This window comes from Streptomyces sp. NBC_00094 (assembly GCF_026343125.1).
Lineage (GTDB): Bacteria > Actinomycetota > Actinomycetes > Streptomycetales > Streptomycetaceae > Streptomyces.
This window is the reverse complement of the sequence record NZ_JAPEMB010000001.1, coordinates 2051777-2077030: the sequence shown is the minus strand read 5'-3', so window position 1 is coordinate 2077030 and position 25254 is coordinate 2051777. Positions and strand designations below refer to the sequence as shown.

24 protein-coding genes are annotated in these 25254 nt (G+C 71.5%); 14 read left to right on the top strand and 10 right to left on the bottom strand.

From position 1 onward, the window contains the following. Nucleotides 1-37: 37 nt before the first annotated feature. A complete protein-coding gene (locus OG580_RS08985) occupies nucleotides 38-607 on the top strand; it encodes a dienelactone hydrolase family protein (protein ID WP_267043108.1) in 570 nt (189 codons plus the stop codon). Nucleotides 608-683: 76 nt separating this feature from the next. On the opposite strand, the gene OG580_RS08980 is transcribed toward OG580_RS08985, so the two are convergent. From OG580_RS08980 to OG580_RS08960, 5 genes are all read right to left on the bottom strand, one after another. After that, a complete protein-coding gene (locus OG580_RS08980; protein ID WP_267043107.1) occupies nucleotides 684-1646 on the bottom strand; it encodes a zinc metalloprotease in 963 nt (320 codons plus the stop codon). Between the two features lie 337 nt (nucleotides 1647-1983). Next, entirely contained in the window at nucleotides 1984-3633 is a 1650-nt protein-coding gene (locus tag OG580_RS08975) for an alkaline phosphatase (RefSeq protein WP_267043106.1), read from the bottom strand. A 154-nt stretch (nucleotides 3634-3787) separates the two neighbouring features. Further along, a complete protein-coding gene (locus tag OG580_RS08970) occupies nucleotides 3788-4603 on the bottom strand; it encodes a DsbA family protein (protein ID WP_267043105.1) in 816 nt (271 codons plus the stop codon). Between the two features lie 60 nt (nucleotides 4604-4663). Continuing rightward, complete coding sequence (locus tag OG580_RS08965; RefSeq protein WP_267043104.1) at nucleotides 4664-5350, bottom strand: hypothetical protein; 687 nt, start codon at nucleotides 5348-5350, stop codon at nucleotides 4664-4666. Nucleotides 5351-5481: 131 nt separating this feature from the next. Further along, on the bottom strand, nucleotides 5482-6807 hold the full coding sequence (locus tag OG580_RS08960) for a DUF2252 domain-containing protein (RefSeq protein ID WP_267043103.1): 1326 nt from the start codon (nucleotides 6805-6807) through the stop codon (nucleotides 5482-5484). 191 nt (nucleotides 6808-6998) lie between these two features. Between OG580_RS08960 and dnaE the strand changes: the two genes are divergently transcribed. Beyond that, nucleotides 6999-10538, top strand: a complete 3540-nt coding sequence (dnaE, locus tag OG580_RS08955) for a DNA polymerase III subunit alpha (protein WP_267043102.1) — start codon at nucleotides 6999-7001, stop codon at nucleotides 10536-10538. 165 nt (nucleotides 10539-10703) lie between these two features. Here the strand turns inward: dnaE and OG580_RS08950 are convergent, their stop codons facing one another. Then, nucleotides 10704-10877, bottom strand: coding sequence for a hypothetical protein (locus OG580_RS08950; protein WP_267043101.1), 174 nt, complete (start codon nucleotides 10875-10877; stop codon nucleotides 10704-10706). Nucleotides 10878-11133: 256 nt separating this feature from the next. Between OG580_RS08950 and OG580_RS08945 the strand changes: the two genes are divergently transcribed. The 4 genes from OG580_RS08945 (at nucleotide 11134) to OG580_RS08930 (ending at nucleotide 15100) form a co-directional block, all read left to right on the top strand. Further along, on the top strand, nucleotides 11134-12447 hold the full coding sequence (locus OG580_RS08945; RefSeq protein ID WP_267043100.1) for an NYN domain-containing protein: 1314 nt from the start codon (nucleotides 11134-11136) through the stop codon (nucleotides 12445-12447). Nucleotides 12448-12467: 20 nt separating this feature from the next. Further along, complete coding sequence (locus OG580_RS08940) at nucleotides 12468-13439, top strand: ABC transporter ATP-binding protein (protein ID WP_267047945.1); 972 nt, start codon at nucleotides 12468-12470, stop codon at nucleotides 13437-13439. A gap of 190 nt (nucleotides 13440-13629) precedes the next feature. Next, nucleotides 13630-14433: an ABC transporter permease gene (locus tag OG580_RS08935; RefSeq protein ID WP_267047944.1), complete on the top strand. Its 804-nt coding sequence runs from the start codon at nucleotides 13630-13632 to the stop codon at nucleotides 14431-14433. Nucleotides 14434-14467: 34 nt separating this feature from the next. Further along, complete coding sequence (locus tag OG580_RS08930; RefSeq protein WP_267043099.1) at nucleotides 14468-15100, top strand: DUF2567 domain-containing protein; 633 nt, start codon at nucleotides 14468-14470, stop codon at nucleotides 15098-15100. A 3-nt stretch (nucleotides 15101-15103) separates the two neighbouring features. Here OG580_RS08930 and ybaK read toward each other — a convergent pair whose 3' ends face one another. From ybaK to OG580_RS08910, 4 genes are all read right to left on the bottom strand, one after another. Continuing rightward, nucleotides 15104-15601: a Cys-tRNA(Pro) deacylase gene (gene ybaK / locus OG580_RS08925; protein ID WP_267043098.1), complete on the bottom strand. Its 498-nt coding sequence runs from the start codon at nucleotides 15599-15601 to the stop codon at nucleotides 15104-15106. 100 nt (nucleotides 15602-15701) lie between these two features. Beyond that, complete coding sequence (locus OG580_RS08920) at nucleotides 15702-16439, bottom strand: LON peptidase substrate-binding domain-containing protein (protein WP_267043097.1); 738 nt, start codon at nucleotides 16437-16439, stop codon at nucleotides 15702-15704. Nucleotides 16440-16450: 11 nt separating this feature from the next. Next, nucleotides 16451-17491 carry a hypothetical protein gene (locus OG580_RS08915; RefSeq protein WP_267043096.1) on the bottom strand — a complete coding sequence of 347 codons (1041 nt, stop codon included), beginning with the start codon at nucleotides 17489-17491 and terminating at the stop codon, nucleotides 16451-16453. A gap of 184 nt (nucleotides 17492-17675) precedes the next feature. After that, complete coding sequence (locus tag OG580_RS08910) at nucleotides 17676-19271, bottom strand: oxidoreductase (RefSeq protein WP_267043095.1); 1596 nt, start codon at nucleotides 19269-19271, stop codon at nucleotides 17676-17678. A 194-nt stretch (nucleotides 19272-19465) separates the two neighbouring features. On the opposite strand from OG580_RS08910, the gene hisD reads away from it, so the two are divergent. Genes hisD through hisF form a run of 8 tightly spaced genes read left to right on the top strand, consistent with a single transcriptional unit; the run spans nucleotide 19466 to nucleotide 25197 of the window. Further along, nucleotides 19466-20806, top strand: a complete 1341-nt coding sequence (gene hisD / locus OG580_RS08905) for a histidinol dehydrogenase (RefSeq protein WP_267043094.1) — start codon at nucleotides 19466-19468, stop codon at nucleotides 20804-20806. Nucleotides 20807-20811: 5 nt separating this feature from the next. Beyond that, nucleotides 20812-21921, top strand: a complete 1110-nt coding sequence (locus OG580_RS08900) for a histidinol-phosphate transaminase (RefSeq protein WP_267047943.1) — start codon at nucleotides 20812-20814, stop codon at nucleotides 21919-21921. Further along, a complete protein-coding gene (gene hisB, locus OG580_RS08895; RefSeq protein ID WP_015032911.1) occupies nucleotides 21918-22511 on the top strand; it encodes an imidazoleglycerol-phosphate dehydratase HisB in 594 nt (197 codons plus the stop codon). Before OG580_RS08900 ends, hisB begins: the two co-directional genes overlap by 4 nt. A 2-nt stretch (nucleotides 22512-22513) precedes the next feature. Next, nucleotides 22514-22678: a hypothetical protein gene (locus tag OG580_RS08890; RefSeq protein ID WP_267043093.1), complete on the top strand. Its 165-nt coding sequence runs from the start codon at nucleotides 22514-22516 to the stop codon at nucleotides 22676-22678. Beyond that, complete coding sequence (hisH, locus tag OG580_RS08885; protein ID WP_267043092.1) at nucleotides 22675-23325, top strand: imidazole glycerol phosphate synthase subunit HisH; 651 nt, start codon at nucleotides 22675-22677, stop codon at nucleotides 23323-23325. Before OG580_RS08890 ends, hisH begins: the two co-directional genes overlap by 4 nt. Further along, on the top strand, nucleotides 23322-24050 hold the full coding sequence (priA, locus tag OG580_RS08880; RefSeq protein WP_267043091.1) for a bifunctional 1-(5-phosphoribosyl)-5-((5-phosphoribosylamino)methylideneamino)imidazole-4-carboxamide isomerase/phosphoribosylanthranilate isomerase PriA: 729 nt from the start codon (nucleotides 23322-23324) through the stop codon (nucleotides 24048-24050). Before hisH ends, priA begins: the two co-directional genes overlap by 4 nt. Continuing rightward, on the top strand, nucleotides 24047-24445 hold the full coding sequence (locus OG580_RS08875) for a RidA family protein (RefSeq protein ID WP_267043090.1): 399 nt from the start codon (nucleotides 24047-24049) through the stop codon (nucleotides 24443-24445). The genes priA and OG580_RS08875 overlap by 4 nt, the downstream gene beginning before the upstream one ends. Beyond that, a complete protein-coding gene (gene hisF, locus OG580_RS08870; RefSeq protein ID WP_267043089.1) occupies nucleotides 24442-25197 on the top strand; it encodes an imidazole glycerol phosphate synthase subunit HisF in 756 nt (251 codons plus the stop codon). Before OG580_RS08875 ends, hisF begins: the two co-directional genes overlap by 4 nt. The last annotated feature ends 57 nt before the right edge of the window (nucleotides 25198-25254 follow it).

The window sequence follows — 25254 nt, the reverse complement described above, 5'->3', positions numbered from 1 at the left end:
TGGGTGACTGCCGGTGGCGGGTGGCAGGATGGCCCGCATGGACATCATGCTTTTCCACCCGGCCCACGGGCTGCGTCCGGCCGTCGAGGACGCGGCCGAGCGACTGCGGGCCGCCGGGCACCGGGTGTGGGTGCCGGACCTCTTCGACGGCTGGACCACCGACTCGGTGGAGGAGGGCATGGCGAAGCGGGACGAGATCGGCAAGGACGAGCTGCTGAAGCGCGCGATCCTGGCCGCCGCCCCCTACTCCGAGCGCGGCCTCGTGTACGCGGGCTTCTCCTTCGGCGCCTCGATCGCCCAGACCCTGGCCCTCGGCGACGAGAAGGCGCGCGGGCTGCTGCTGCTCCACGGCACCTCGGACCTCGCGCCCAACGTGTCGGTGGACGAGCTCCCCGTACAGCTGCACGTGGCCGAGCCCGACCCGTTCGAGACGGACGACTGGCTGTCCGCCTGGTACCTCCAGATGCGCAAGGCCGGTGCGGACGTGGAGATCTACCGCTACCGCGGCGCGGGGCACCTGTACACGGACCCGGAGCTGCCCGACTGGGACGCGGAGGCGGCCGAGCGGACCTGGTCGGTGGCGCTGTCCTTCCTGGACAGTCTGTAGCCGGTCACCTTGCACGTACGCCCGAGGGCGCGGCGGGAGTCTCCTCCTGCCGCGCCCTCGGTGTGTTCGGGGTGGGTCAGCCCGCGCGGTACGCGGTCCAGTACTCGTTCATCCGGGTCACCTGGCCGGAAGTGAACTGGTACATGCACGCGTCGTACGTGTAGTCCATGAAGTTGTGGATCGGGTCCACACCGGCCTTGGAGGCGCAGGAGTCACGGCCGGTCGGGCACTCGTAGGCCGGGCTCTTCTCGGCCGGGGTGTCGGCGACGGAGTCACCGGCGCCGTTGCAGCCGCCCTGGAAGGTGTGGTAGAGGCCCATCCAGTGGCCGACCTCGTGGGTCGCGGTGTCACCCTCGTCGTAGTTGGTCGCCGAGCCGCCCGGGAGGGAGGCGTCGAGGACGACGACACCGTCCATGGACGGGTTCGAGTTGTACGAGGACGGGAAGGTCGCCCAGCCGAGGAGGCCGCCGCCCAGGTTCGCGGTGTAGAAGTTCAGCGCGCCGGCGCCGCCCTTGCGGAGGGTCTGCTTCATCTGCTTCTCGGCGGTGGAGCCGGAGGTCAGGTTGTACCAGGTGGCGTTGTCCGTGTAGTCGGTACCGGCCAGGGTGAACTGGAAGTTGGAGTTCACGTTGCCGGTGCCCTGGCCCGCGTAGGCCGCGTTCAGGACGTTCATCTGGTTGTTGATCGCGGTGGCGGAGAGCTTGCCCGTCGTGCCGGAGTGGACAACGTGGAAGTAGACGGGGATGTTCACCACCGCGGCGGCGTCGGCGGTGGCGCTCAGGCGGCTCTCGGCGCGGGCGGCGGCCAGCTTCTTCTTGAAATCGTCGTCCATGGCCTTCGCCTGCGCGGCCGTGACCTCGTTGGGCTCGGCGGCGTGGCCGGCGGCACCGCGCGCCTTGCGGGCGCCGGAGAGGCCGGCGTCGTCAGCGCACTCCTCGACGGAGGCACCGGCCAGGGTGGCGGTGGCCGCGCCGGTGGCGACGGGGGCGGAAAGCGGTGCCAGGGCCAGGGTTCCGGCCATGACGGCAGTGCCGAGCATACGACGTGACATACGCGGCGATATACGGACAAGAGCACGCATTGGTGACTCCTCGCGGGGGGTGGTGGAGAGGAACTTCCTCGCCACGGCGGGGAGATTACGCGTCCATGTCAGACACTGTTGAGGAGCGATCAAGCCCAATCATTCATGGGGTAATTCGGGCATCCGGAAGAAATTCTTGTGCGGATTCCGGAGTTTGAGACGTCGACGTAACAGATGTGGTGACAGAGGCGGGTGGTGTGTCCGGATTCGATCTCCGAAACCCGCCACCCGCCGTAGTGATGTGATCTCCCGTTAACAGGAGTGGATGTGGCTGAAAATCGCCGTTGAGGTGTCGTCAGCGAACCGGCTGGTACACCCGCTCGACACGCTGCGTTCCGTTCAGCGTCCGGTAGGAGCGCGCCCAGGCCGTCGTCGCGGCCGGATCCGCCTTGTCGGAGACCGTGTAGTAGTCCATCTGCGAGCGCTCGGAGGTCACGTCGAGCACGCCGTAACCGTGGTGGTCCATGTCCACCCACTTCACATGGCGGTTGGCGGCCTTGACGGCGCCCGCGGCCACGACCGAGACCGTCCCGGGGGCCACGTTCAGCATGTCGTCGAGGTTGTCCGAGGTCACCGAGGTGACGACGAACTCGGTGGCCGCCGAGGCGGACAGCGGGTAGGTGGCCGCCTTCACCGGTACGTCGTTGGCCCAGGCCATGTGGATGTCGCCGGTCAGGAAGACCGTGTTCCGGATCGCCCGCGAGGTCAGGTGCGCGAGCAGCTCCTTGCGGTCGTCGGTGTAGCCGTCCCACTGGTCGACGTTGATCGCGAGCCCTTCCTTCGGCAGGCCCATCAGCTCGGCGATCGGCTCCAGGAGGTGGGCGGGCAGGGCGCCGAAGGCGACCGGCGAGATCATCACCGAGGTGCCGACCAGCTGCCAGGTCGCGTCCGAGCCGGCGAGACCGGCCTTCAGCCAGTCCAGTTGGGCGCGGCCGGTGATCGTCCGCTCCGGGTCGTCGACCGTGCCGCTGCCCGTCTTCGCCGGGGCGGAGCGGAAGGAGCGGAGGTCGAGCAGGTGCAGATCGGCCAGCCTGCCGAAGCGCAGTCGCCGGAAGACCGTGCCCTCGGTGGAGGCGCGGACCGGCATCCACTCGAAGTAGGCCTGCTTGGCTGCGGCGACCCGGGCCGCCCACTCGCCCTCGGCCCCGGCGGTGTGGTTCTCGGCGCCGCCCGTCCAGGCGTCGTTGGCGAACTCGTGGTCGTCCCAGATGGCGATGACCGGATGGGCGGCGTGCAGCGCCTGGAGGTCGGGGTCCGTCTTGTACGTCCCGTGCCGGGTCCGGTAGTCGGCGAGCGAGACGATCTCGTGGCGCGGCTCGTGCTGCCGGACGGTGTTCTTCGCCTCCGGGTAGACGCCGCTGGCGTACTCGTAGACGTAGTCGCCGAGATGGAGGACGGCGTCCAGGTCGGCGCGGCCGGCGAGGTGGCGGTACGCGGAGAAGTGGCCGGCCTCCCAGTTGGCGCAGGAGACCACGCCGAAGCGGACGCCGGGGGCGGCGGTGTCGACCGCCGGAGCCGTACGGGTGCGGGCGGCCGGTGAGACGGCGTCACCCGCGGTGAAGCGGAACCAGTAGGCGGTGGCCGGGCGGAGGCCGCGGACGTCCGCCTTCACGGTGTGGTCGGAGGAGGCGCTCGCCGTGGTCGAACCGGTGGCGACGACCCGGGCGAAGCCGCGGTCCTCGGCGAGCTCCCAGCCGACGGCGACATCCGGACCGAGCCCGGAGCCGGGAACGGCCTCGGGGGCGGGGGTGACGCGCGTCCAGAGAAGGACGCCGTCGGGCAACGGGTCGCCGGAGGCGACGCCGTGCAGGAAGGCGGGTGCCCCGGAGTCCGCGAGGGCGGGGGAGGCGGCGCCCAGAAGGGCGGGCGCGGCGACAGCGGTGACGGCGGCGGCCTTGACGACCGTGCGTCGGCTGGGGGCAGAAGATATGAACTGACTGGTCACGGGCAGTCAGATTACTGACGGGTAGGCCCGTTGGGCAGGCGAATTCCGGAAGTTCGTCGAGTCGTCGCCTCGACGTCGCCCGGCCCCGGGCCGAAGGGGTCCGGGGCCGGGCGAGGTGTCGGATCGCCGAGGCTCGGGGCCGGGCGAGGGGCGGTCAGCCCTTGAGGGCCGCCGTGATCGCCGTGGTGAACTCGGCGGCCGTCATCGGCGGGCTGTCGCTGCCCGCCGCCGTGACCGGCTTGCCGTCCATCTTCAGCGTCGGCGTACCCGTCACGCCGCTCTTGTCGAAGGCCTCGGACATCTTCATCGCCCAGGCGTCGAAGGTGCCGTTCTCGACGTTCTTCTTGAACTCGGCGTTGCTCTTGAGGGCCGGGACCGCGTCCGCGACCTCCAGGAGGTACGAGTCCTTGGCGAACTTGTCCTGGCTCTCCTCCGGGTGGAAGTCCGCCGAGTAGAGCGCCGCCTTGAACTTCAGGAAGGCCTCGGGGCTCACGTTCAGGGCCGCGCCGAGGGCCGAGAGGGCGTTCTTCGAGCCCTCGCCCGGGACGCCGTCGTCGATGAAGGTGGCGCCGACGTACTTGATCTTGTACTTGCCGGACTCGACGTCCTTCTCGATCGTCGAGCCCACGCCCTGCTCGAAGGTGGCGCAGACCGGGCAGCGCGAGTCCTCGTACAGCTCCAGGGTCTTCTTCGCGGACGACTTGCCGATGACGACCGTCGTGCCGTTCGTGCCCGAGGTGTTCTTCGGGGCCGTCACGGTCGTCGCCTCCGCCGCCGCCTCCCACTGGGTGGGCTTGTTGGACTGGACGACCGCGTAGCCGATGCCGCCGGCGGCGGCCAGCACGGCCACGGCCGAGACGCCGACGACGAGCTGCCGGCGCGCCCGGTCCTTCTTCGCCTGGCGCTCGCGCTCGACGCGCAGACGCTCGCGGGCGGCGGCCTTGTTGGACTGGCTGTTGCGTGCGCTCATGATCGTGATCTCCGTGAAGGTGAGGAAGGGAAGAGAGGGGAACCGCGGAACCCGCTTCGCTCAGACGAGAGCGAAGCCCGGGTCCGGCGGCCCCCGCCGCCCTACGGAGTGCACGAGGAGACGGGTACGGGAGGTCCGGGGCCGCCCCTCGGGGCGCCCGGCGCGCCGCGGCGCCGCCTCACCGCCACGGAAGAAGGCCACCACGATCAGCAGCGGCCGGAACGCGAAGGCCGCCACCGCGCCGAGCAGCCGGGCGAGCGCCCGTTCCCCGCCGCGCAGCCAGCAGGCGGCCGCGAACCCGACGCCGACGTGCGCCAGGAGCAGCAGCCAGGGCAGTGCCGGGTCGGGGGAGTCGAGCAGCGCGGCCACGTTCCCGCCCTCGGGGGTCACCACCCCCGGCAGTGGCGCGCCCACCGCGCCGCCGCAGAACACGTCCACGCCCACCGCGCGCAGCGAACCGGCGACCGGGCCGCCGGCGGCGCCGTAACAGACCACCTGGCCGCTGGTGAAGAGCGTGTCGGCGGCCAGCTCCAGCGGGACGAGGAGCCCGACGATCGGGCCGAGCCCGCGCTCGCGGCCGGCCAGCGCGTACGCCACGGCGAAGACGCCGGCCGCGACCGGGACGACCGTCCCCAGCGGCAGCGGCACTCCGGAGAGCAGCACGTGGGACGCCACGGACAGCGTCACGACCAGTGTCGTGAAGAACGCCGCCCGCAGCGCTCTCAGCTGCGTCCCTGCCATGTCCATCGTCGTGGAGTGTGCCATGTCATGCCATAAGGGGTCCCTAAAGGCAGTCTGTGAACCGCCCCACCGGCCCCTCCGGGCCTGCGACGGCCCCTCCGCCCTGTGACCGCTCTTACAAGCCCGGGGATCCGCTCTTACAGCCCGGGGATCCGGCCGTTGCGGAAGAGGTCCACGAAGATCTGGTGGTCGGCCCGGGCACGCGCCCCGTAGGCGTGCGCGAAGTCCACCAGGAGGTCGGCGAAGCCCTCCTCGTCGGCCGCGATCGCCGCGTCGATGGCCCGCTCCGTGGAGAACGGCACCAGCGACTGCCCGCTCGACTCGTCCGCCGCCGCGTGCATGGTCGCCGTCGCCCGGCCGAGGTCGGCGATGGTCGTCGCGATCTCGTCGACGTCGTCGATGTCCGACCAGTCCAGGTCCACCGCGTACGGCGAGACCTCGGCGACCAGCTGCCCGGCGCCGTCCAGCTCCGTCCAGCCCAGCCACGGGTCGGCGTGCGCCTGGAGCGCCCGCTGCGAGATGACGGTGCGGTGGCCCTCGTGCCGGAAGTACTCCCGTACCGCCGGGTCCGTGACATGACGGGAGACCGCCGGGGTCTGCGCCTGCTTCATGTAGATCACGACGTCGTTCTCCAGGGCGTCGCTGTGGCCCTCCAGCAGGATGTTGTACGAGGGGAGGCCGGCCGAGCCGATGCCGATGCCGCGCCGCCCGACCACGTCCTTCACCCGGTACGAGTCAGGGCGGACCAGGCTGGACTCGGGCAGGGTCTCCAGGTACCCGTCGAAGGCGTCCAGGACCTTGTACCGGGTGGCCGCGTCCAGCTCGATCGCGCCGCCGCCGGACGCGAAGCGGCGCTCGAAGTCGCGGATCTCCGTCATCGAGTCGAGCAGCCCGAAGCGGGTCTGCGCACGGGCGTCGCGCAGGGCGCCGAGCAGCGCGCCGTCGGCCGTCTCCAGGGTGAAGGGGGGCACCTCGTCCGCCCCGGTGCCGGTCGCGAGGGCGTGGATCCGCTCCCGGTAGGCGGCGGCGCAGATCCGGACCCCCTTCGTGATCTGGTCGTCGCTGAGCGCCTTGGCGTAGCCGAGCAGGGCGAGCGAGGCCGCGAGCCGCTTCAGGTCCCAGGTGAAGGGCCCCACGTAGGCCTCGTCGAAGTCGTTGACGTTGAAGACCAGCCGGCCGTTGGCGTCCATGTACGTGCCGAAGTTCTCGGCGTGCAGATCACCGTGGATCCAGACCCGGCCGGTGCGCTCGTCCAGGTAGGGCCCGCCCTGGGCCTCCTTCTCCAGGTCCGCGTAGAAGAGGCAGGCCGTCCCCCGGTAGAAGGCGAAGGCGGAGCCGGCCATCTTCCGGAACTTGACGCGGAAGGCGGCGGGGTCGGCGGCGAGGAGCCGGCCGAAGGCGGTGTCGAAGACGGCGAGGATGTGCTCACCGCGCTCCGCGACGGTGGGCTGGGGGACCGACATTCGAGGTGCCTCCTGGTACCGGACGAGCTGCAAGACTGTTCATGACAATTGGGACAGGTGTTCCCTGTCTCTCAACGCGCGACCCTAGCCCCGAGTGCCCGTCGTCTGTCAGTCGCGCGACGTAGACTTCCACGCTGTCCCCCCAGACTGTCCGCAGCCTGTCTCTCAGTGTTTTTCGGAGGCCCCCCGCCGTGACCAAGCCGCCTTTCACGCACCTCCACGTCCACACCCAGTACTCGCTGCTGGACGGTGCCGCGCGGCTCAAGGACATGTTCAACGCGTGCAACGAGATGGGCATGACCCATATCGCCATGTCCGACCACGGCAACCTCCACGGCGCGTACGACTTCTTCCACACGGCGAAGAAGGCCGGGGTGACCCCGATCATCGGCATCGAGGCGTACGTCGCGCCCGAGTCCCGGCGGAACAAGCGCAAGGTCCAGTGGGGCCAGCCGCACCAGAAGCGGGACGACGTCTCCGGTTCCGGTGGCTACACCCACAAGACGATCTGGGCGGCCAACGCCACGGGACTGCACAACCTCTTCAAGCTCTCCTCCGACGCGTACGCCGAGGGCTGGCTGCAGAAGTGGCCCCGGATGGACAAGGAGACCATCTCCAAGTGGTCGGAGGGGCTCATCGCCTCCACCGGCTGTCCCTCCGGCGAGCTGCAGACCCGGCTCCGCCTCGGCCAGTTCGACGAGGCCCTGAAGGCCGCCTCCGAGTACCAGGACATCTTCGGCAAGGACCGGTACTTCCTGGAGCTGATGGACCACGGCATCGAGATCGAGCGCCGGGTCCGCGACGGGCTCCTGGAGATCGGCAAGAAGCTCGGCATCCCGCCGCTCGTCACCAACGACTCGCACTACACGTACGCGCACGAGTCGACCGCGCACGACGCCCTGCTGTGCATCCAGACCGGCAAGAACCTCTCGGACCCGGACCGCTTCCGCTTCGACGGCACCGGCTACTACCTCAAGTCCACGGACGAGATGTACGCCATCGACTCGTCGGACGCCTGGCAGGAGGGCTGCCGCAACACCCTCCTGGTCGCCGAGCAGATCAGCACCGACGGCATGTTCGTCGAGAAGAACCTCATGCCGAAGTTCGACATCCCGGAGGGGTACACCGACACCACCTGGTTCCGCGAGGAGACCATGCGGGGCATGCACCGCCGCTTCCCCGGGGGCATCCCCGAGGACCGCATGAAGCAGGTCGAGTACGAGATGGACACGATCATCTCGATGGGCTTCCCCGGCTACTTCCTCGTCGTCGCCGACTTCATCATGTGGGCGAAGAAGCAGGGCATCGCCGTGGGCCCCGGCCGAGGCTCCGCGGCCGGTTCGATCGTGGCGTACGCCATGGGCATCACCGACCTCGACCCGATCCCGCACGGACTGATCTTCGAGCGCTTCCTCAACCCCGAGCGCGTCTCGATGCCCGATGTCGACATCGACTTCGACGAGCGTCGGCGCGTCGAGGTGATCCGGTACGTGACGGAGAAGTACGGCTCCGACAAGGTCGCCATGATCGGCACGTACGGCAAGATCAAGGCGAAGAACGCCATCAAGGACTCCGCGCGCGTCCTCGGCTACCCCTACGCCATGGGCGACCGGCTCACCAAGGCCATGCCCGCCGACGTCCTCGGCAAGGGCATCGACCTCAACGGCATCACCGACCCCTCGCACCCGCGCTACAGCGAGGCCGGCGAGATCCGCGCGATGTACGAGAACGAGCCGGACGTCAAGAAGGTCATCGACACCGCCCGCGGCGTCGAGGGCCTCGTCCGCCAGATGGGCGTGCACGCGGCCGGCGTGATCATGTCCAGCGAGCCCATCGTCGACCACGCCCCGATCTGGGTGCGGCACACGGACGGCGTGACCATCACGCAGTGGGACTACCCCCAGTGCGAGTCGCTCGGCCTGATCAAGATGGACTTCCTGGGCCTCAGGAACCTCACGATCATGGACGACGCCGTCAAGATGGTGAAGGCCAACAAGGGCATCGACCTCGACCTGCTGGCCCTGCCGCTGGACGACCCCAAGACGTACGAACTGCTCTGCCGCGGTGACACGCTCGGTGTCTTCCAGTTCGACGGCGGCCCCATGCGCTCGCTGCTGCGGCTGATGAAGCCCGACAACTTCGAGGACATCTCCGCCGTCTCGGCCCTGTACCGGCCGGGCCCGATGGGCATGAACTCGCACACGAACTACGCCCTGCGCAAGAACAAGCAGCAGGAGATCACCCCGATCCACCCCGAGCTGGAGAAGCCGCTCGAAGAGGTGCTCGCGGTCACCTACGGCCTGATCGTGTACCAGGAGCAGGTGCAGAAGGCCGCCCAGATCATCGCCGGCTACTCGCTCGGCGAGGCCGACATCCTGCGCCGCGTGATGGGCAAGAAGAAGCCCGAGGAGCTGGCGAAGAACTTCGTCATCTTCCAGGAGGGCGCGAAGAAGAACGGCTACACCGACAAGGCGATCCAGGCGCTCTGGGACGTCCTGGTCCCCTTCGCCGGCTACGCCTTCAACAAGGCGCACTCCGCCGCGTACGGCCTGGTCTCCTACTGGACCGCCTACCTCAAGGCGAACTACCCCGCCGAGTACATGGCCGGTCTGCTCACCTCGGTCAAGGACGACAAGGACAAGTCGGCGGTCTACCTCAACGAGTGCCGCCGCATGGGCATCAAGGTGCTCCCGCCGAACGTGAACGAGTCCGAGTCGAACTTCGCCGCCCAGGGCGACGACGTGATCCTCTTCGGTCTCTCCGCCGTGCGGAACGTCGGCACCAACGTCGTCGAGTCGATCATCAAGTCGCGCAAGGCGAAGGGGAAGTACAGCACCTTCCCCGACTTCCTCGACAAGGTCGAGGCCGTCGTCTGCAACAAGCGGACCATCGAGTCGCTGATCAAGGCCGGCGCCTTCGACGAGATGGGCCACACCCGCAAGGGCATGGTCGCCCACCACGAACCGATGATCGACAACGTGGTCGCGGTCAAGCGCAAGGAGGCCGAGGGGCAGTTCGACCTCTTCGGCGGCATGGGCGAGGAGACGAGCGACGAGCCCGGCTTCGGCCTGGACGTCGAGTTCTCCGACGTCGAGTGGGAGAAGTCGTACCTGCTCGCCCAGGAGCGCGAGATGCTCGGCCTCTACGTCTCCGACCACCCGCTCTTCGGCATCGAGCACGTCCTGTCCGACAAGACGGACGCGGCGATCTCGCAGCTCACCGGCGGCGAGCACAGCGACGGCGCGGTCGTCACCATCGGCGGCATCATCTCGGGCCTCCAGCGCAAGATGACCAAGCAGGGCAACGCCTGGGCGATCGCCACCGTCGAGGACCTCGCCGGCTCCATCGAGTGCATGTTCTTCCCGGCCACCTACCAGCTGGTCTCCACCCAGCTCGTCGAGGACACGGTCGTCTTCGTCAAGGGACGGCTCGACAAGCGCGAGGACATCCCCCGTCTGGTCGCCATGGAGCTGATGGTCCCCGACCTGTCGAACGCCGGAACCAACGCGCCGGTGATCCTCACCATCCCGACGGTGAAGGTGACCCCGCCGATGGTCAGCAGGCTCGGCGAGATCCTCAAGCACCACAAGGGCAACACCGAGGTACGGATCAAGCTCCAGGGTCCCCGGACCACGACCGTGCTCCGGCTCGACCGGCACCGGGTGACGGCCGACCCGGCGCTCTTCGGCGACCTGAAGGTGCTGCTCGGCCCGTCCTGCCTGGCCGGCTAGCGAGCGCCGTACGGCCGGTCTGCCGGCTCGTCACGCCACATCGCACCGGCCGTCACGCCGCATCGCACCGGCCGTTACGCCACATCGCACCAGCCGTCACACCGCCCAGCACACCGGAAGGGGCGCGCCCGTCGTCACGGGCGCGCCCCTTCCGGTGCATACGTGTCAGTTGTGACCGAAGCGCTTCTGTCGCCCCTTGCGGGCCATGTCACCCGGTGTCACCTGGGTGGCACGCTGCTCGGTCTGCGATTCCATCGCGGACTGCTGCGCCTGCTGGGCGCCACGCTCGGCTGCCGACGACTTCTGCTGCATACGGTCCTGCTTGCGGTTCTTGGCCATGGGAATGCCTCCTCAAAGGGACCTAGGGGCCAGGGCCGCTGTCAGATTCACACACCGTGGGATGTGGCGCATTTTGGATCATTACGGAACGTAAGGGCCGGGTGGACGTGATATCCGCCACGCCGATGATCCAGTTCCGACCGTCAAGCTCGTGACCGTCGGGCAGACTCGAAGGAAACGCGAAGCACCATCAGATCCCGTGTCGTTACCTAGTTCGACCCAGAGTTCGATCCGACCCCGAGGTTCCCGAAAGAGGGTGGAACACGTGGACCGCTGCGTCGTCCTGGTGGACGCCGGCTACCTGCTGGGCGCCGCCGCCAGTCTCCTCGCCGGGGAACCGGCCCGCTCCAGGATCACCGTCGACCACGCCGCGCTGATCCAGCAGCTGCGCGAGCGGGCCGAGGCCGAGACCGCGCTGCCCCTGCTGCGGATCTACTGGTTCGACGGCGCACCCGACCGGGTGCCCCAGCCCGAGCACCGAAGGCTGCGCGTGATGCCCCGGGTCACCGTCCGGCTCGGCGCTCTGACCAGGAGCGACGGGCGCTGGGCGCAGAAGGGCGTCGACGCGGCCATGCACACCGAGCTGACCGAACTCGCGCGGAACCGGGCCTGCTCCGACATCGTGCTCGTCACCGGCGACGGCGACCTGCTGCCGGGGCTGATGTCCGCCAAGGAGCACGGCGTCGCCGTCCACCTGTGGGCCGTCCAGGCCGCCGACGGCGACTACAACCAGTCCGAGGACCTCGTGGCCGAGGCCGACGAGCGGCGGGTCCTCGACCGGACCTGGATCACCCGGGCCGTCCGCGCCAGGGACCTCGCCGGACTCTGCCCGCCCCCGCCCGCCCCGCGCCCCGAGATCGCCGCGATCCTCTCGGCCCCGCTGCCCGAGGCCGCCCTCGCCGCCTCCGTCGAGCGGGCCGCCGAAGCCGCCGCCGCGGCCGCCGCGCGGAACGGGGGACCGGACCACTCCGCGGAGACGCCCACCTCCTCCGTCAACGGCCACGACGGGCGCCTCGACGGGGTCGGCGTCCCGTCCCTCGGCAAGGGCGTCCCCACCCCCAAGGACCTGGCGGGGCTGCGCGGCCCCGGCGTGACCGGCGGGGCGCTCGCGCCGGTGCCGCAGGGCGCGAGCGCGCTCCGCTGGTCCTCCGACCGGGGCTGGGTCGAGCGTCCCGCGCCCTCCCTCGGCGAACCGGCGGAGACCGCGTCCCTGCCCACCCTCGCCCTCCTCACCAGCGCGGAGCAGCGCTGGGCGGACCGCGAGGAGGACATCACCACCGTCGGCGGAGACCCCTTCGAGGTCGGCCAGGTGTTCGCCCGGCGCTGGATGGAGCGGCTCCCCGAGCAGAGTCACGTCCAGAAGCTCTCCACCCTCTACCCGCGCATCCCGCACCGCATCGACGGCGAACTTCTCCGGTACGCGGCACGATTCGGCCTGCTCGCGCACAAGGACGATCAGATCGACGAGCACGACCGGTACGCCATCCGGGCCGGCTTCTGGCGCGAGATCGACGTCCGGGCCGCCGCCGAACACGCCCCCGCGCCCGGAGCGGGCCCGGCGACCCCGTAGGCTCTTCCCCCGTGAGTACGGTGTGCACGGTGCGGGATCTGGTCAAGACGTACCCCGCTACGCGCGGCAGGCGCGGCGCTCCCGCGACCCCCGAGGTGCGTGCCACCGACGGGATCTGCCTCGACGTGCGCGGCGGCGAGATCTTCGGCCTGCTCGGGCCCAACGGAGCGGGCAAGTCCACTCTCGTCCGCCAGCTCACCGGACTCATGCGCCCGGACTCCGGCACCGTCGAACTCCTCGGCCACGACCTCGTGCGCCACCCCGAGCGGGCGGCCCGGCTCCTCGCCTACCTCGGCCAGGAGTCCACCGCCCTCGACGAGCTGACCGTCGCCCTCGCCGCCGAGACCACCGGCCGCCTGCGCGGGCTCACCGCGCGGGAGGCGCGCGGTGAGAGCGAAGCCGTCCTGGAGGAGCTCGGCCTCACCGCGCTCGCCGCCCGGCCCCTGAAGAGGCTCTCCGGCGGTCAGCGGCGGCTCGCCTGCCTCGCCACCGCGCTCGTCGGCCGCCGGCCCGTCCTCGTCCTCGACGAACCCACCACCGGCATGGACCCCGTCGCCCGCCGGGCCGTGTGGGCCGCCGTCGACCGGCGGCGCGCCGAGGACGGCACCACGGTGCTGCTCGTCACCCACAACGTCATCGAGGCCGAGACCGTCCTCGACCGCGTCGCCGTCCTCGACCACGGCCGGGTCATCGCCTGCGACACCCCGGCGGGGCTCAAGGAACGCGTCGCGGGCGAGGTCCGCGTCGAGCTGGTGTGGCGCGAGGCGCCGCCGCTCCACCTGCCCGAGGTCGCCGCCCTGCGCGGGGTCGCCCAGGAGACGGGACGGCGCTGGATGCTCCGGCTCGCCCCCGACGCCGCCCGCGCGGCCGTCGCCGCCGTCACCGGCGGAGCCGCCTTCACCGCACTGGACGACTTCACGCTGGCCACGCCCAGCCTGGAGGACGTGTACCTGGCGCTGGGCGGCGCGACCGAGGGACTGGTGAAGGCGTGAGCCTCGCCCTTCGCCCCGCCCCTCCACACCTTGTCGTCTCCCGTGGCCTCAGCGGCCTCAGTGGCCTCAGTGGGCTCAATACGCCCCAGGGGTCCCATGGCCTCCGCTGGCCCCGTGGTCCCCGCGTTCCCCACGTTCCGTACGTGACCGTCAGGAGCTGTACGCAGTGAGCACCGTGCCCGCCGAGGCCCTGCCGACCGACGCGCTCCCCGTCCGCGCGCCCGGTTCCGAGGACGGCGCAGCGCCCCTCGCCCCGCGCGCCAAGCTGCTGCCCTCGCTGGCCGCCGTCTACCGCGCGCAGCTCTCGCGCGCCCGGGTGGCCCGGATCCCGCTGCTCTTCGTGGCCACCTTCCAGTCGATCGGGATCATGGTCCTGATGCGCGGGGTCGTCGACGGGGGATCCGAGGCGCGGGCCGTCGTGGCCGGTTCCACCGTCCTCGTCGTCGCCTTCGTCGCGCTCAACCTGCTCGCCCAGTACTTCGGGCAGCTGCGGGCGAGCGGCGGCCTCGACCACTACGCCACCCTGCCCGTGCCGCCCGCGGCCGTCGTGCTCGGCGCGGCCGGCGCGTACGCCTCCTTCACCGTGCCCGGGACGGCCGTCACCGCCGTCGCCGGATCCGTGCTCTTCGGGCTGCCCCTCGGCCAGCTGTGGATCCTCGGCGCCGTCGTCCCGCTCGCCGGGGCGGCGCTCGCCGGACTCGGCGCCGCCCTCGGGCTCCTCGCGCCCCGGCAGGAGCTGGCCACGCTCCTCGGCCAGCTCGGCATGTCGGCGGCGCTGCTCCTCGGCGTGCTCCCGGCCGAACGGCTGCCGGAGCCGATCGTCTGGGCGCGGGACCTGCTGCCTTCGACGTACGGCGTGGAGGCCCTCGCCCGTACCTTCGAACCGCACCCCGACTGGGCCGCCGTAGGCCTCGACCTCGCCGTCTGCGGGGCGGTCGGCGTGGTCTCCCTCGCGGTCGCCACCTGGGCGTACCGACGGGCTGCCGTCCGCTGAGGCGGGCCACGGACACACCTGGCACGATGGCGGGGTGACCGCACCCCTGACTCCGCCTCACCAGCCGCCGAACGACCCCGACTGGCCCCCGCCGCCTCCGCCGATGCTCGGCCCCGCCGGGGACCCGATCACGTCGGCCGAGGTCCTGCTGGGGGTCGTCGTGACCGTCGTGTCGGCGGTCGCGGGTGCGCTGCTGGGCGGGCTGTGGCTGTGGCTGGCGCCGCGCGTCCTGCTGATCTCGGACGGCAAGGGGGTCTACCTCCGCGACTCCGAGGGCGAGTCGGCGATCGGAGCGGACGGCACGTTCGTCCTCCTCGCCCTGGCCTTCGGCGCCGTCGCCGCGCTCGTCGTCTTCCTGCTGCGCCGCGAGGGCGGGGTCCCGCCGGTCCTCGGCCTGGCCGTCGGCGGCGTCCTCGGCTCGCTGCTCGCCTGGGGCGTGGGGACGTACTTCGGCCCGGCGCGGGACGTGGTCGCCCACGCGAAGTCGGTCGGCCCCGACGTCGTCTTCGAGGCACCGCTCGAACTGAACATGGCGGCCGCCGCGATGCTGGCCTGGCCACTCGCGGCGATGATCGTGCACCTCGTGCTCACGGCGCTCTTCGGCCCCCGCGACCCGGAACCGGACGGCCCCTGGGGACCGGCGCAGCCGGAGCAGAAGAGCCTCTGAGGGTCAGCCGCGGCCGATCGGGGCGACGACCGCCGAGGTGAGGGCGGCCAGATCCGCGGGGGCGAGCTCGACCTCCAGGCCGCGGCGGCCCGCCGAGATGCAGATCGTCGCGTGGTCCGAGGCCGAGGCGTCGAGGACCGTACGCAGGCGCTTGCGCTGGCCCAGGGGCGAGATGCCGCCCCGTACGTACCCCGTCGTGCGCTCCGCCGCGGCCGGGTCGGCCATCGCCGCGCGCTTCCCGCCGACCGCCGAGGCCAGCGCCTTCAGGTCCAACTGGCCCGCGACGGGGACCACCGCGACCGTCAGCTCGCCGTCGACGTCGGCCACCAGCGTCTTGAAGACCCGGTCGGGGGAGACACCGAGCGCCTCCGCGGCCTCCTCGCCGTACGAGGGGGAGGCCGGGTCGTGCTCGTACGCGTGCAGGGTGAACGGGGTGCCGGCCGTGGTCAGCGCGACCGTGGCCGGGGTGCCGCCGCTGTTCTTCTTCTGCTTCTTCGCCACGCGCTCTTCGCTCTTCCTCGGTGCGGCCGGGCTAGGGGTGTCTTGTCGATCAGGCCGGGCTCGCGGGGCCTGATCGACAAGACACCCCCTAGGCCCCGGCTCAGTTCGGGTTCGTCGGACCCTGCGTCAGGTCGACCGCCGGCAGGGAGGGCAGGTGCCGCAGCACCGCCGTCTCCGCGCGCAGCAGCGCCAGCTCCTCGCGCAGCCGCGTCGCCGTGTCCGGCGCCTGGAGCAGCCGCTGCTTCGACGGGGTGTCGAGCACCGCCGCCGCCGCCACGAGGTACGACACCACCGACGGATCGTCCGGCAGCTCGCTCGTCGTCAGCGACCGCTCGCGCGCCCCCGCCAGCCGCTTCTGGTAGGTGCGGAAGGCCCGCAGCACGCCCTCGGAGAGGGTGCCGGCGTCCTCGCCGCGCTCTTCCGGGATCTCCTCGACCTCGGCGACCAGGAACGGTCCGCTCGCGTCGACCGACAGGAGCTTCACCCGGGTCGTCCCGGTCGCCATGACCTCGAAGCTGCCGTTCGCGCGCTCCCGGATGCTCGCCGCGTCGGCGATACAGCCGACCCGGTGGAAGGCCTGGACCGGGTCGGCGCCGAAGCCGGCCGCGGGGCCCTTCTCCGGCAGCGCGGTCTGGTCCGGCATTCCGGGGGCGGTCGGTGCGACCTCGCGCCCGTCCCGGATGGCGACGACGGCGAAGCGGCGCGGCTCCGGGTCGTCGATGGTGAGCAGCTCGCGCATCATGGCGCGATAACGCTCCTCGAAGACGTTCAGCGGCAGCACGAGGCCAGGGAACAGCACCGCGTTGAGCGGGAAGAGAGGCAGTCGAGCGGTGGTCACAGCGGCCAAGCCTAATGGCCGCAGGGACCGCCTCGTCCGGCCCGTCCGTATCCCGGCCTCCACAGGCGCCTCCGGCCTGCCGACTCCGACCGTACGAGGTCCCGGACGGCGAGGAACCGGAGCAGAGGATCCTCCTGTACGGCTCCCCGCGGCGCGCCCCAGGGGAAGGAGGTCGCGTGGGCGCCGATCCGGTGGAACTCGTCCAGCGCCTCGTCCCACCGCGCCCGTTCGACCAGCACGTACGCGAGCAGGTTGCGGACCTCGGCGGGCCACGGGTCACCCGCCGGGAAGGCGGCCGACAGCGCGAGGGCCCGGTCGGCGGCCCCGTCGAGCCGGGTCGCCGCCGCCGAACGGTCCGGTCGGGGCAGCGCCCGGAGCCGGTCGTAGGCCGCGCGGGCCGGGAGCGCGCGGACGAGCGAGTCCGGAGCGGCGTCGTCGGCGGCCTGCTCGGCGAAGTCGAAGGCGGCCCGGTGCGAGCCGTACCACTGGGCGGAGAGGTACTTGAGCGCCGCGACGTGGCTGCCGTAGTGGTGCGGGGAGCGGCGCACGGCCTGCTCCCACAGTGCCTCGAAGACGGTGTGCCCGGCATGCGCCCCGCGGGCGTGGTCCAAGGCCAGCCGCCACGGCACCGGATCGTGCGGCGCGGCCTCGGTGACCGTGTGGACCAGCGGGCCGAGCTCGCGCAGCCGCTCTGCCCGGGCGGGGGACTCCCAGGCCCGGCGGACGGCGAGCTGGGCCGAGACGAGCAGGGCGTCGGGGTCGTCGGGCGCGGCTTCGAGCCAGTGCGCCAGCCAGTCGCCCCGGTGGTACGCGAAGGTGGCGAACCGGGTGACGTACCGGTCGCGGTCCTCCCACTCGGCGGCGTCCCGGGTGGTGGCGAGCAGTTTCGCCGCGGGCTCCGGGTCGGCCAGGGCGGCGGCGACCAGGGCGGGGGCGAGCCGCTCGTCCGGGGCGTCGAGCAGCACGTCGTCGTCCGGCACGAGCCCCGCGGCGAACCGCGGGGTGGGCCGGGCCGGGCGGACGGCGCCGATCAGAGCGCGGAGCAAGGACATGGTGCGACGTATTTTCCCATCGGGAGCCGGTGTTCCGCTCCCTCTGCCCAGCCCCTTCACCCCCACCTCACCCGGCCCCCTCACACCGAGGCCCGGAGCGGCTCGCGGCCGCCGCCCCGCCGCGGTGCCGCAGCCCCCGGAGCCGCGCTCGCGGTCGGCGTCTCCGTGCCCCCGGGCCGCTCGGTCAGCCGCGCCGCAGGAGGCGGGTCGCGCCGGCCGCCACCGTCGTCGCCAGGATCCAGCCGATCAGTATCAGCGCGGCCGCCGCCCACTGCCAGCCGCCCTCCAGGCGCCAGTAGCCGTCCTGCCCGAGGTTGATCACCGGCAGCAGCAGGTCCAGCGCGTACAGCGGCCCGTTCCACGCCGGGGCCTCGGCCCCCTTGAGCGCCACCGGGTGGTAGCGCGAGAACGCCACCGTGCCCGCCGCCCACAGGACCGCCATCCACAGCGCCGCCCGGCCCGGCCGGTAGCCGTACGCCACCGTCCAGTCCTGGATGTACCCCCACAGCTTCCCCGCCACCGGCAGCGTCTCCCGCCGGCGGCGCTGCTTGGCGAGCAGCACCTCGCGCGCGTCCGCGTCCTCGCCGCTGTTGCGCAGGACCGTCGCCAGGCGCTCGTACGGCTCGGGGGCGTACTCCGGGGTGGCCGCCGCCACCCACTCCAGGCGCCGGGCCAGCGGGAAGTGTCCGTACGGCACGAGGTTCTCGTAGACGAACCCGCCCATCGCGAGGCCGCCGGGCCCCGGCCAGCTGGTCGACAGGTCGATCAGCGTGACGATCCTGGCGCCGTTGAGCACCACCCGTCCCTCCTCCGGGCGCTCGCCGTTGAACCGCAGCTCCGGGGTGGCTATCCGGCGCAGCGACACCTCCTCCCGGCGCGCCCCGCTCAGCAGGAACCGGGCGTAGTGGAGGTCCACCGCGTCGCCGAACCGGCCGTCGTCGAGCCGGACCCCGCCGTGGCACTCCACGGGCTTCCGCCGGGCGCCCTGGGCGGGTGTCACCCCGTACGGCGGGGTTCCCGTCGTGTTCCCCGACTCCTCGTACACCCACGCCGCGTTCAGATAGAGCGAGCGCTCCACCGTCAGCTGCGGGGCGTTGAGCGCGCGGCGCTGCTGCGCCCCGCGCAGCACACTGCCCCGCAGGCTGAGCGAGACGCCGACCTTCGCGCCCCGCAGACTCAGCTCCCCGTGCGTCTCGATCAGTTCGGCCTGGAGGTCCTGGGCCACCACCATCCCGTCGGCAGTGATCGCCCGTCCGCGCCGGTCCGGCCACACCTGGATCTGGTTGATGAGCAGGTCCGTGCCGATCTGCGCGTCCGTGAGCCGGATGCCCCGCCGGACCCGGCAGCGCGGCAGGTGCAGATCGCCCGTCGTGTGCAGCCGTGCCGCCTCCAGGCGCGGTATCGCGCAGGCGACCATCCGCAGGGTGCCGAAGTGGGCCTCGGGGAGCTCCACCTCGCCGTCGAACCGGCAGCCGTTCAGCTCCACGTACGGCCCTATCGTCCCGCCCGCCAGGTTCAGCACGCCGGTGATCCGCACCCCGCGCAGCTTCAGCGCGGCCACCCGCCCGGACCTGGCCTGGGGCCCGTCGAGCAGCAGCAGGGCCACCACGTCGGCGCGGACGCTCCGCTCCTCCCCCCACTCCCGCGACCCGAACGGGTCGTCCCGCTCCGCGATCCCCTCCGTCAGATCGCAGGTCCTGCCGATCCGGAACGCCCTCCAGACGGCCCGCTCCGGGCCCGTCAGGTCCTCCGGCATCCCGTCCTCGTGCGGCTCGGTCACGCCGCCCCCTCGCTTTCCCCGTGCGTCTGTCCAGGCTGTTCGTGGATTCGCACAGCCGTTCTTCCCGCTGTGTGACGGGCTGAACGCTAATGGTCAGGTGTGGCGACAAGACGCCACTGTGGCGCGTATCAGCGCGTGTATCAGCCAGTGATACGGGCGTCCGGTGCCGCGGAGCCGTCTGCGAGAATTGACCCGTGATCTCTCGAATCGATCTGCGCGGCGAGGCCCTCCCCGAGGGTTCCGCTCTGCGCGACCTGCTGCCCCGTGCCGAGTTCGACGTGGAAGCCGCCCTGGAGAAGGTGCGGCCGATCTGCGAGGACGTCCGGCATCATGGCGCCGCAGCGGTGATCGACTACGGGGAGAAATTCGACGGCGTCCGCGTCCCGAGCCTGCGGGTCCCCGTCGAGGCGATCACCCGCGCCCTCGACGAGCTCGACCCGGCCGTCCGCGCCGCCCTGGAAGAGTCCATCCGCCGCACCCGCCTCGTCCACCGCGAGCAGCGCCGCACCACCCACACCACCCAGGTCGTCCCCGGCGGCACGGTCACCGAGAAGTGGATCCCGGTCGAGCGCGTCGGCCTGTACGTGCCGGGCGGCCGCTCCGTCTACCCGTCCTCCGTCGTGATGAACGTCGTCCCGGCCCAGGAGGCCGGAGTCGAGGGCGTGGCCGTCTCCTCGCCCCCGCAGAAGGAGTTCGGCGGCCTGCCGCACCCGACGATCCTCGCCGCCTGCGCCCTGCTCGGCGTCGACGAGGTGTACGCGGCGGGCGGCGCCCAGGCCATCGCCATGTTCGCGTACGGAACCGAGGGCACCGAGGGCGATCCCGGCTGCGCCCCCGTCAACCTGGTCACCGGCCCGGGCAACATCTACGTGGCCGCCGCCAAGCGCCTCCTCAAGGGCCGCATCGGCATCGACGCCGAGGCCGGCCCGACGGAGATCGCGATCCTCGCGGACTCCACCGCCGACCCCGTGCACGTCGCCGCAGACCTCATCAGCCAGGCCGAGCACGACCCGATGGCCGCCTCCGTCCTCGTCACCGACTCGGACGAACTGGCCGCCGCCACCGAGGCCGAGCTGAAGACCCAGGTCGCCGCCTCCAAGCACGTCGACGACCGGATCGTCCCGGCCCTGGCCGGCCGCCAGTCCGCGATCGTCCTCGTCCGCGACCTGGCCGACGGCCTCAAGGTCGTCGACGCGTACGGTGCCGAGCACCTGGAGGTCCAGACCGCCGACGCCGCCGCCGTCGCCGACCGCGTCCGCAACGCCGGCGCGATCTTCGTCGGCCCCTGGGCGCCCGTCTCGCTCGGCGACTACTGCGCCGGTTCCAACCACGTCCTGCCCACCGGCGGCTGCGCCTGCCACTCCTCGGGCCTCTCCGTGCAGTCCTTCCTGCGCGGGGTGCACATCGTCGACTACACGCGCGACGCGCTCGCCGACGTCGCCCACCACGTGGTGACGCTCGCCGAGGCCGAGGACCTCCCGGCCCACGGCGCCGCGATCAAGGCCCGTTTCGGATGGAAGGTCCCGCAGAAGTGACCGAAATCCGCATCGGAATCGACGACCTGCCCGTCCGGGACGAGCTGCGCGGCAAGTCCCCGTACGGCGCGCCCCAGCTCGACGTCCCCGTCCAGCTGAACACCAACGAGAACCCGTACCCGCTGCCGGAGGAGCTCGTCGCCCGCATCGCGGAGCGCGTCGCCGAGGCCGCCCGCGGCCTCAACCGCTACCCCGACCGGGACGCGGTCGAGCTGCGCACCGAACTCGCCCGCTACCTCTCCCGTACCGGGAAGCACCCGGTCGCCCTGGAGAACGTCTGGGCGGCCAACGGCTCCAACGAGGTCCTCCAGCAGCTGCTGCAGACCTTCGGCGGCCCGGGCCGTACCGCGATCGGCTTCGAGCCCTCGTACTCGATGCACGCCCTGATCGCCCGCGGCACCGGCACCGGCTGGATCTCCGGACCGCGCAACGAGGACTTCACGATCGACCTGCCCGCGGCCGAGAAGGCGATCGCCGAGCACCGCCCGGACGTCGTCTTCATCACCTCGCCCAACAACCCCACCGGCACCGCCGTCGGGGCCGAGACCGTCGTCGCCCTGTACGAGGCGGCCCAGGCGGCCAAGCCCTCCATGGTCGTCGTCGACGAGGCGTACGTGGAGTTCAGCCACCGCGACTCGCTGCTGCCCCTCCTCGAAGGGCGGCCGAACCTGGTGGTCTCCCGGACCATGTCCAAGGCGTTCGGCGCCGCCGGACTGCGCCTCGGCTACCTCGCCGCGCACCCGGCCGTCGTCGACGCCGTCCAGCTGGTCCGCCTGCCGTACCACCTCTCCGCCGTCACCCAGGCCACCGCGCTGGCCGCCCTGGAGCACACCGACACCCTCCTCGGGTACGTCGAGCAGCTCAAGGCCGAGCGCGACCGGTTGGTCATCGCACTGCGTGCCCTCGGCTTCGAGGTCACCGAGTCCGACGCCAACTTCGTGCAGTTCGGGAAGTTCCCCGACACGCACGCGGCCTGGCAGCGAATCCTCGACCGGGGCGTCCTGGTCCGGGACAACGGCGTACCGGGATGGCTGCGGGTCACCGCCGGCACCCCCGAAGAGAACGACGCGTTCCTCGACGCGGTCCGTGAACTGATGAAGGAGCAGAAGCGATGAGCCGCGTAGGCCGCGTTGAGCGCACCACCAAGGAGACGTCCGTCGTCGTCGAGATCGACCTCGACGGCACCGGAAAGGTCGACGTGTCGACCGGGGTCGGCTTCTACGACCACATGCTCGACCAGCTCGGCCGGCACGGTCTGTTCGACCTGACCGTCAAGACCGACGGCGACCTCCACATCGACTCGCACCACACCATCGAGGACACCGCCCTCGCGCTGGGCGCCGCCTTCAAGCAGGCCCTCGGCGACAAGGTCGGCATCTACCGCTTCGGCAACTGCACCGTCCCGCTGGACGAGTCGCTCGCCCAGGTGACCGTCGACCTCTCCGGCCGCCCGTACCTCGTGCACACCGAGCCCGAGAACATGGCGCCGATGATCGGCTCGTACGACACGACGATGACCCGGCACATCTTCGAGTCCTTCGTCGCCCAGGCCCAGATCGCGCTGCACATTCACGTCCCGTACGGGCGCAACGCCCACCACATCGTGGAATGCCAGTTCAAGGCCTTCGCCCGCGCCCTGCGCTACGCCTCCGAGCGCGACCCGCGCGCCGCCGGAATCCTCCCCTCCACGAAGGGCGCGCTCTAACCGTGAACGGCCTCTCCACCATCCTCATCGTCGTCGGGCTCTTCCTGCTCGGCGGCATCTACTCCTTCGTGAAGCAGCAGATGCCCAAGGGCCTCATCGTGCTCGTCGCCATCGGCGCCGCGATGTGTCTCTCGGCCGGCGTGCTGCGGCTGGACGTGTGGTCATGAGCGTGACCGGCAGCCCCAAGAAGGTCGTCGTCTTCGACTACGGCTTCGGCAACGTCCGCTCCGCCGAGCGTGCGCTCGCCCGGGTCGGCGCCGACGTCGAGATCACCCGCGACTACGAGAAGGCGATGAACGCCGACGGACTCCTCGTCCCCGGCGTCGGCGCCTTCTCCGCCTGCATGGAGGGCCTCAAGGAGGCCCGCGGCGAGTGGATCATCGGCCGCCGGCTCTCCGGCGGCCGCCCCGTCATGGGCATCTGCGTCGGGATGCAGATCCTCTTCGCCCGCGGCATCGAGCACGGCGTGGAGAGCGAGGGCCTCGACGAGTGGCCCGGTACGGTCGAGCCGTTGAACGCCCCCGTCGTGCCGCACATGGGCTGGAACACGGTGGACGCGCCCGAGGGCAGTACGCAGTTCGCGGACCTCGACGCCGACGCCCGGTACTACTTCGTGCACTCCTACGCGGTGCGCGAGTGGAGCCTGGAGGTCGGCAACCCCAACATGCGCGCCCCCAAGGTCGCCTGGACCACCCACGGCGAGCCGTTCGTCGCCGCCGTCGAGAACGGCGCCCTGTGGGCGACCCAGTTTCACCCCGAGAAGTCCGGCGACGCCGGAGCCCAGCTGCTGAAGAACTGGATCGGAACGCTGTGAGCAAGCTCGAACTCCTCCCCGCCGTCGATGTCCGTGATGGCCAGGCCGTCCGTCTCGTGCACGGCGAGTCCGGCAGCGAGACCTCCTACGGCTCCCCGCTCGAGGCGGCCCTCGCCTGGCAGCGCTCGGGTGCCGAGTGGCTGCACCTGGTCGACCTCGACGCCGCCTTCGGCACCGGTGACAACCGCGAGCTGATCGCCGAGGTCGCGAAGGCCATGGACATCAAGGTGGAGCTCTCCGGCGGCATCCGCGACGACGCCTCGCTCGCGGCGGCGCTCGCCACCGGCTGCACCCGTGTCAACCTCGGCACCGCGGCCCTGGAGACCCCCGAGTGGGTCGCCAAGGTCATCGCCGAGTTCGGCGACAAGATCGCCGTCGGCCTCGACGTGCGCGGCACGACCCTCCGGGGCCGCGGCTGGACCCGCGACGGCGGCGACCTGTACGAGACCCTGGCCCGCCTCGACGCCGAGGGCTGCTCCCGCTACGTCGTCACGGACATCGCCAAGGACGGCACGCTCCAGGGCCCCAACCTCGAGCTCCTGAAGAACGTCTGCGCGGCCACCGACAAGCCCGTCGTCGCCTCCGGCGGCGTCTCCTCCCTGGACGACCTGCGGGCCCTGTCCGGCCTCGTCCCGCTGGGCGTCGAGGGCGCGATCGTCGGCAAGGCGCTCTACGCCGAGGCCTTCACGCTCGAAGAGGCCCTCGAAGTGGTGGCCTCGGCATGACGGACGCGGTGCGCAAGGTGGTGACCGGCGCTCCCTGGGAGGAGCAGTTCGGCTACTCCCGCGCGGTGGAGCTGCCGAACGGTCTGGTCCTGGTCTCCGGCTGTACGTCGGTGGTCGGCGGCCAGATCGCCGGGGGAGGCCCCTACGAGCAGACGGTCAACTCCTTCAACGTGGCCTTCGACGCGCTGAAGCAGCTGGGCCTGGGCGCGGAGCACGTCGTACGGACCCGGATGTACATCACGCACGCCCGGGACGTGGACGAGGTCGGCCGCGCGCACAAGGAGCTGTTCGACGCCGTCCGCCCCGCCGCATCGATGATCATCGTCTCCGGCTTCGTCGACCCGAGCCTGGTCGTCGAGGTCGAGGTCGAGGCCTTCCGGGGTGAGGGCGCATGAGCCTCGCCGTACGTGTGATCCCCTGCCTGGACGTCGACAACGGCCGGGTCGTCAAGGGCGTCAACTTTCAGAACCTGCGCGACGCGGGCGACCCCGTGGAGATGGCCAAGCTGTACGACGCCGAGGGCGCCGACGAGCTGACCTTCCTCGACATCACCGCCTCCTCCGGGAACCGGGAGACCACCTACGACGTGGTGCGCCGCACCGCCGAGCAGGTCTTCATCCCGCTCACCGTGGGCGGCGGGGTCCGCTCGGCGCAGGACGTCGACAAGCTGCTGCGGGCCGGGGCCGACAAGGTGGGCGTCAACACCGCCGCCATCGCGCGCCCCGAGCTGATCCAGGAGATCGCGGAGCGCTTCGGCCGCCAGGTGCTCGTCCTGTCGGTCGACGCCCGGCGCACGCCCTCGGGCTCCTTCGAGGTGACGACGCACGGTGGCCGCCAGGGCACCGGCATCGACGCCGTCGAGTGGGCGCACCGGGCCGCCGATCTCGGCGCGGGTGAGATCCTGCTCAACTCGATGGACGCGGACGGTACGAAGGACGGCTACGACACCGAGATGATCGCGGCCGTGCGCAAGCACGTCACGGTCCCGGTGATCGCGTCCGGCGGCGCCGGCAAGCTCTCCGACTTCCCGCCGGCCGTCGCGGCGGGTGCGGACGCGGTGCTCGCCGCCTCGGTCTTCCACTTCGGCGATCTGCGGATCTCGCAGGTCAAGGACGCGCTGCGGGAGGCGGGCCACCCGGTCCGCTGAGCAGCCGTCGGGAGGGGCCCCTTCGGGGGCCTTCTTCTTCCCCGGAAGCACAGGATT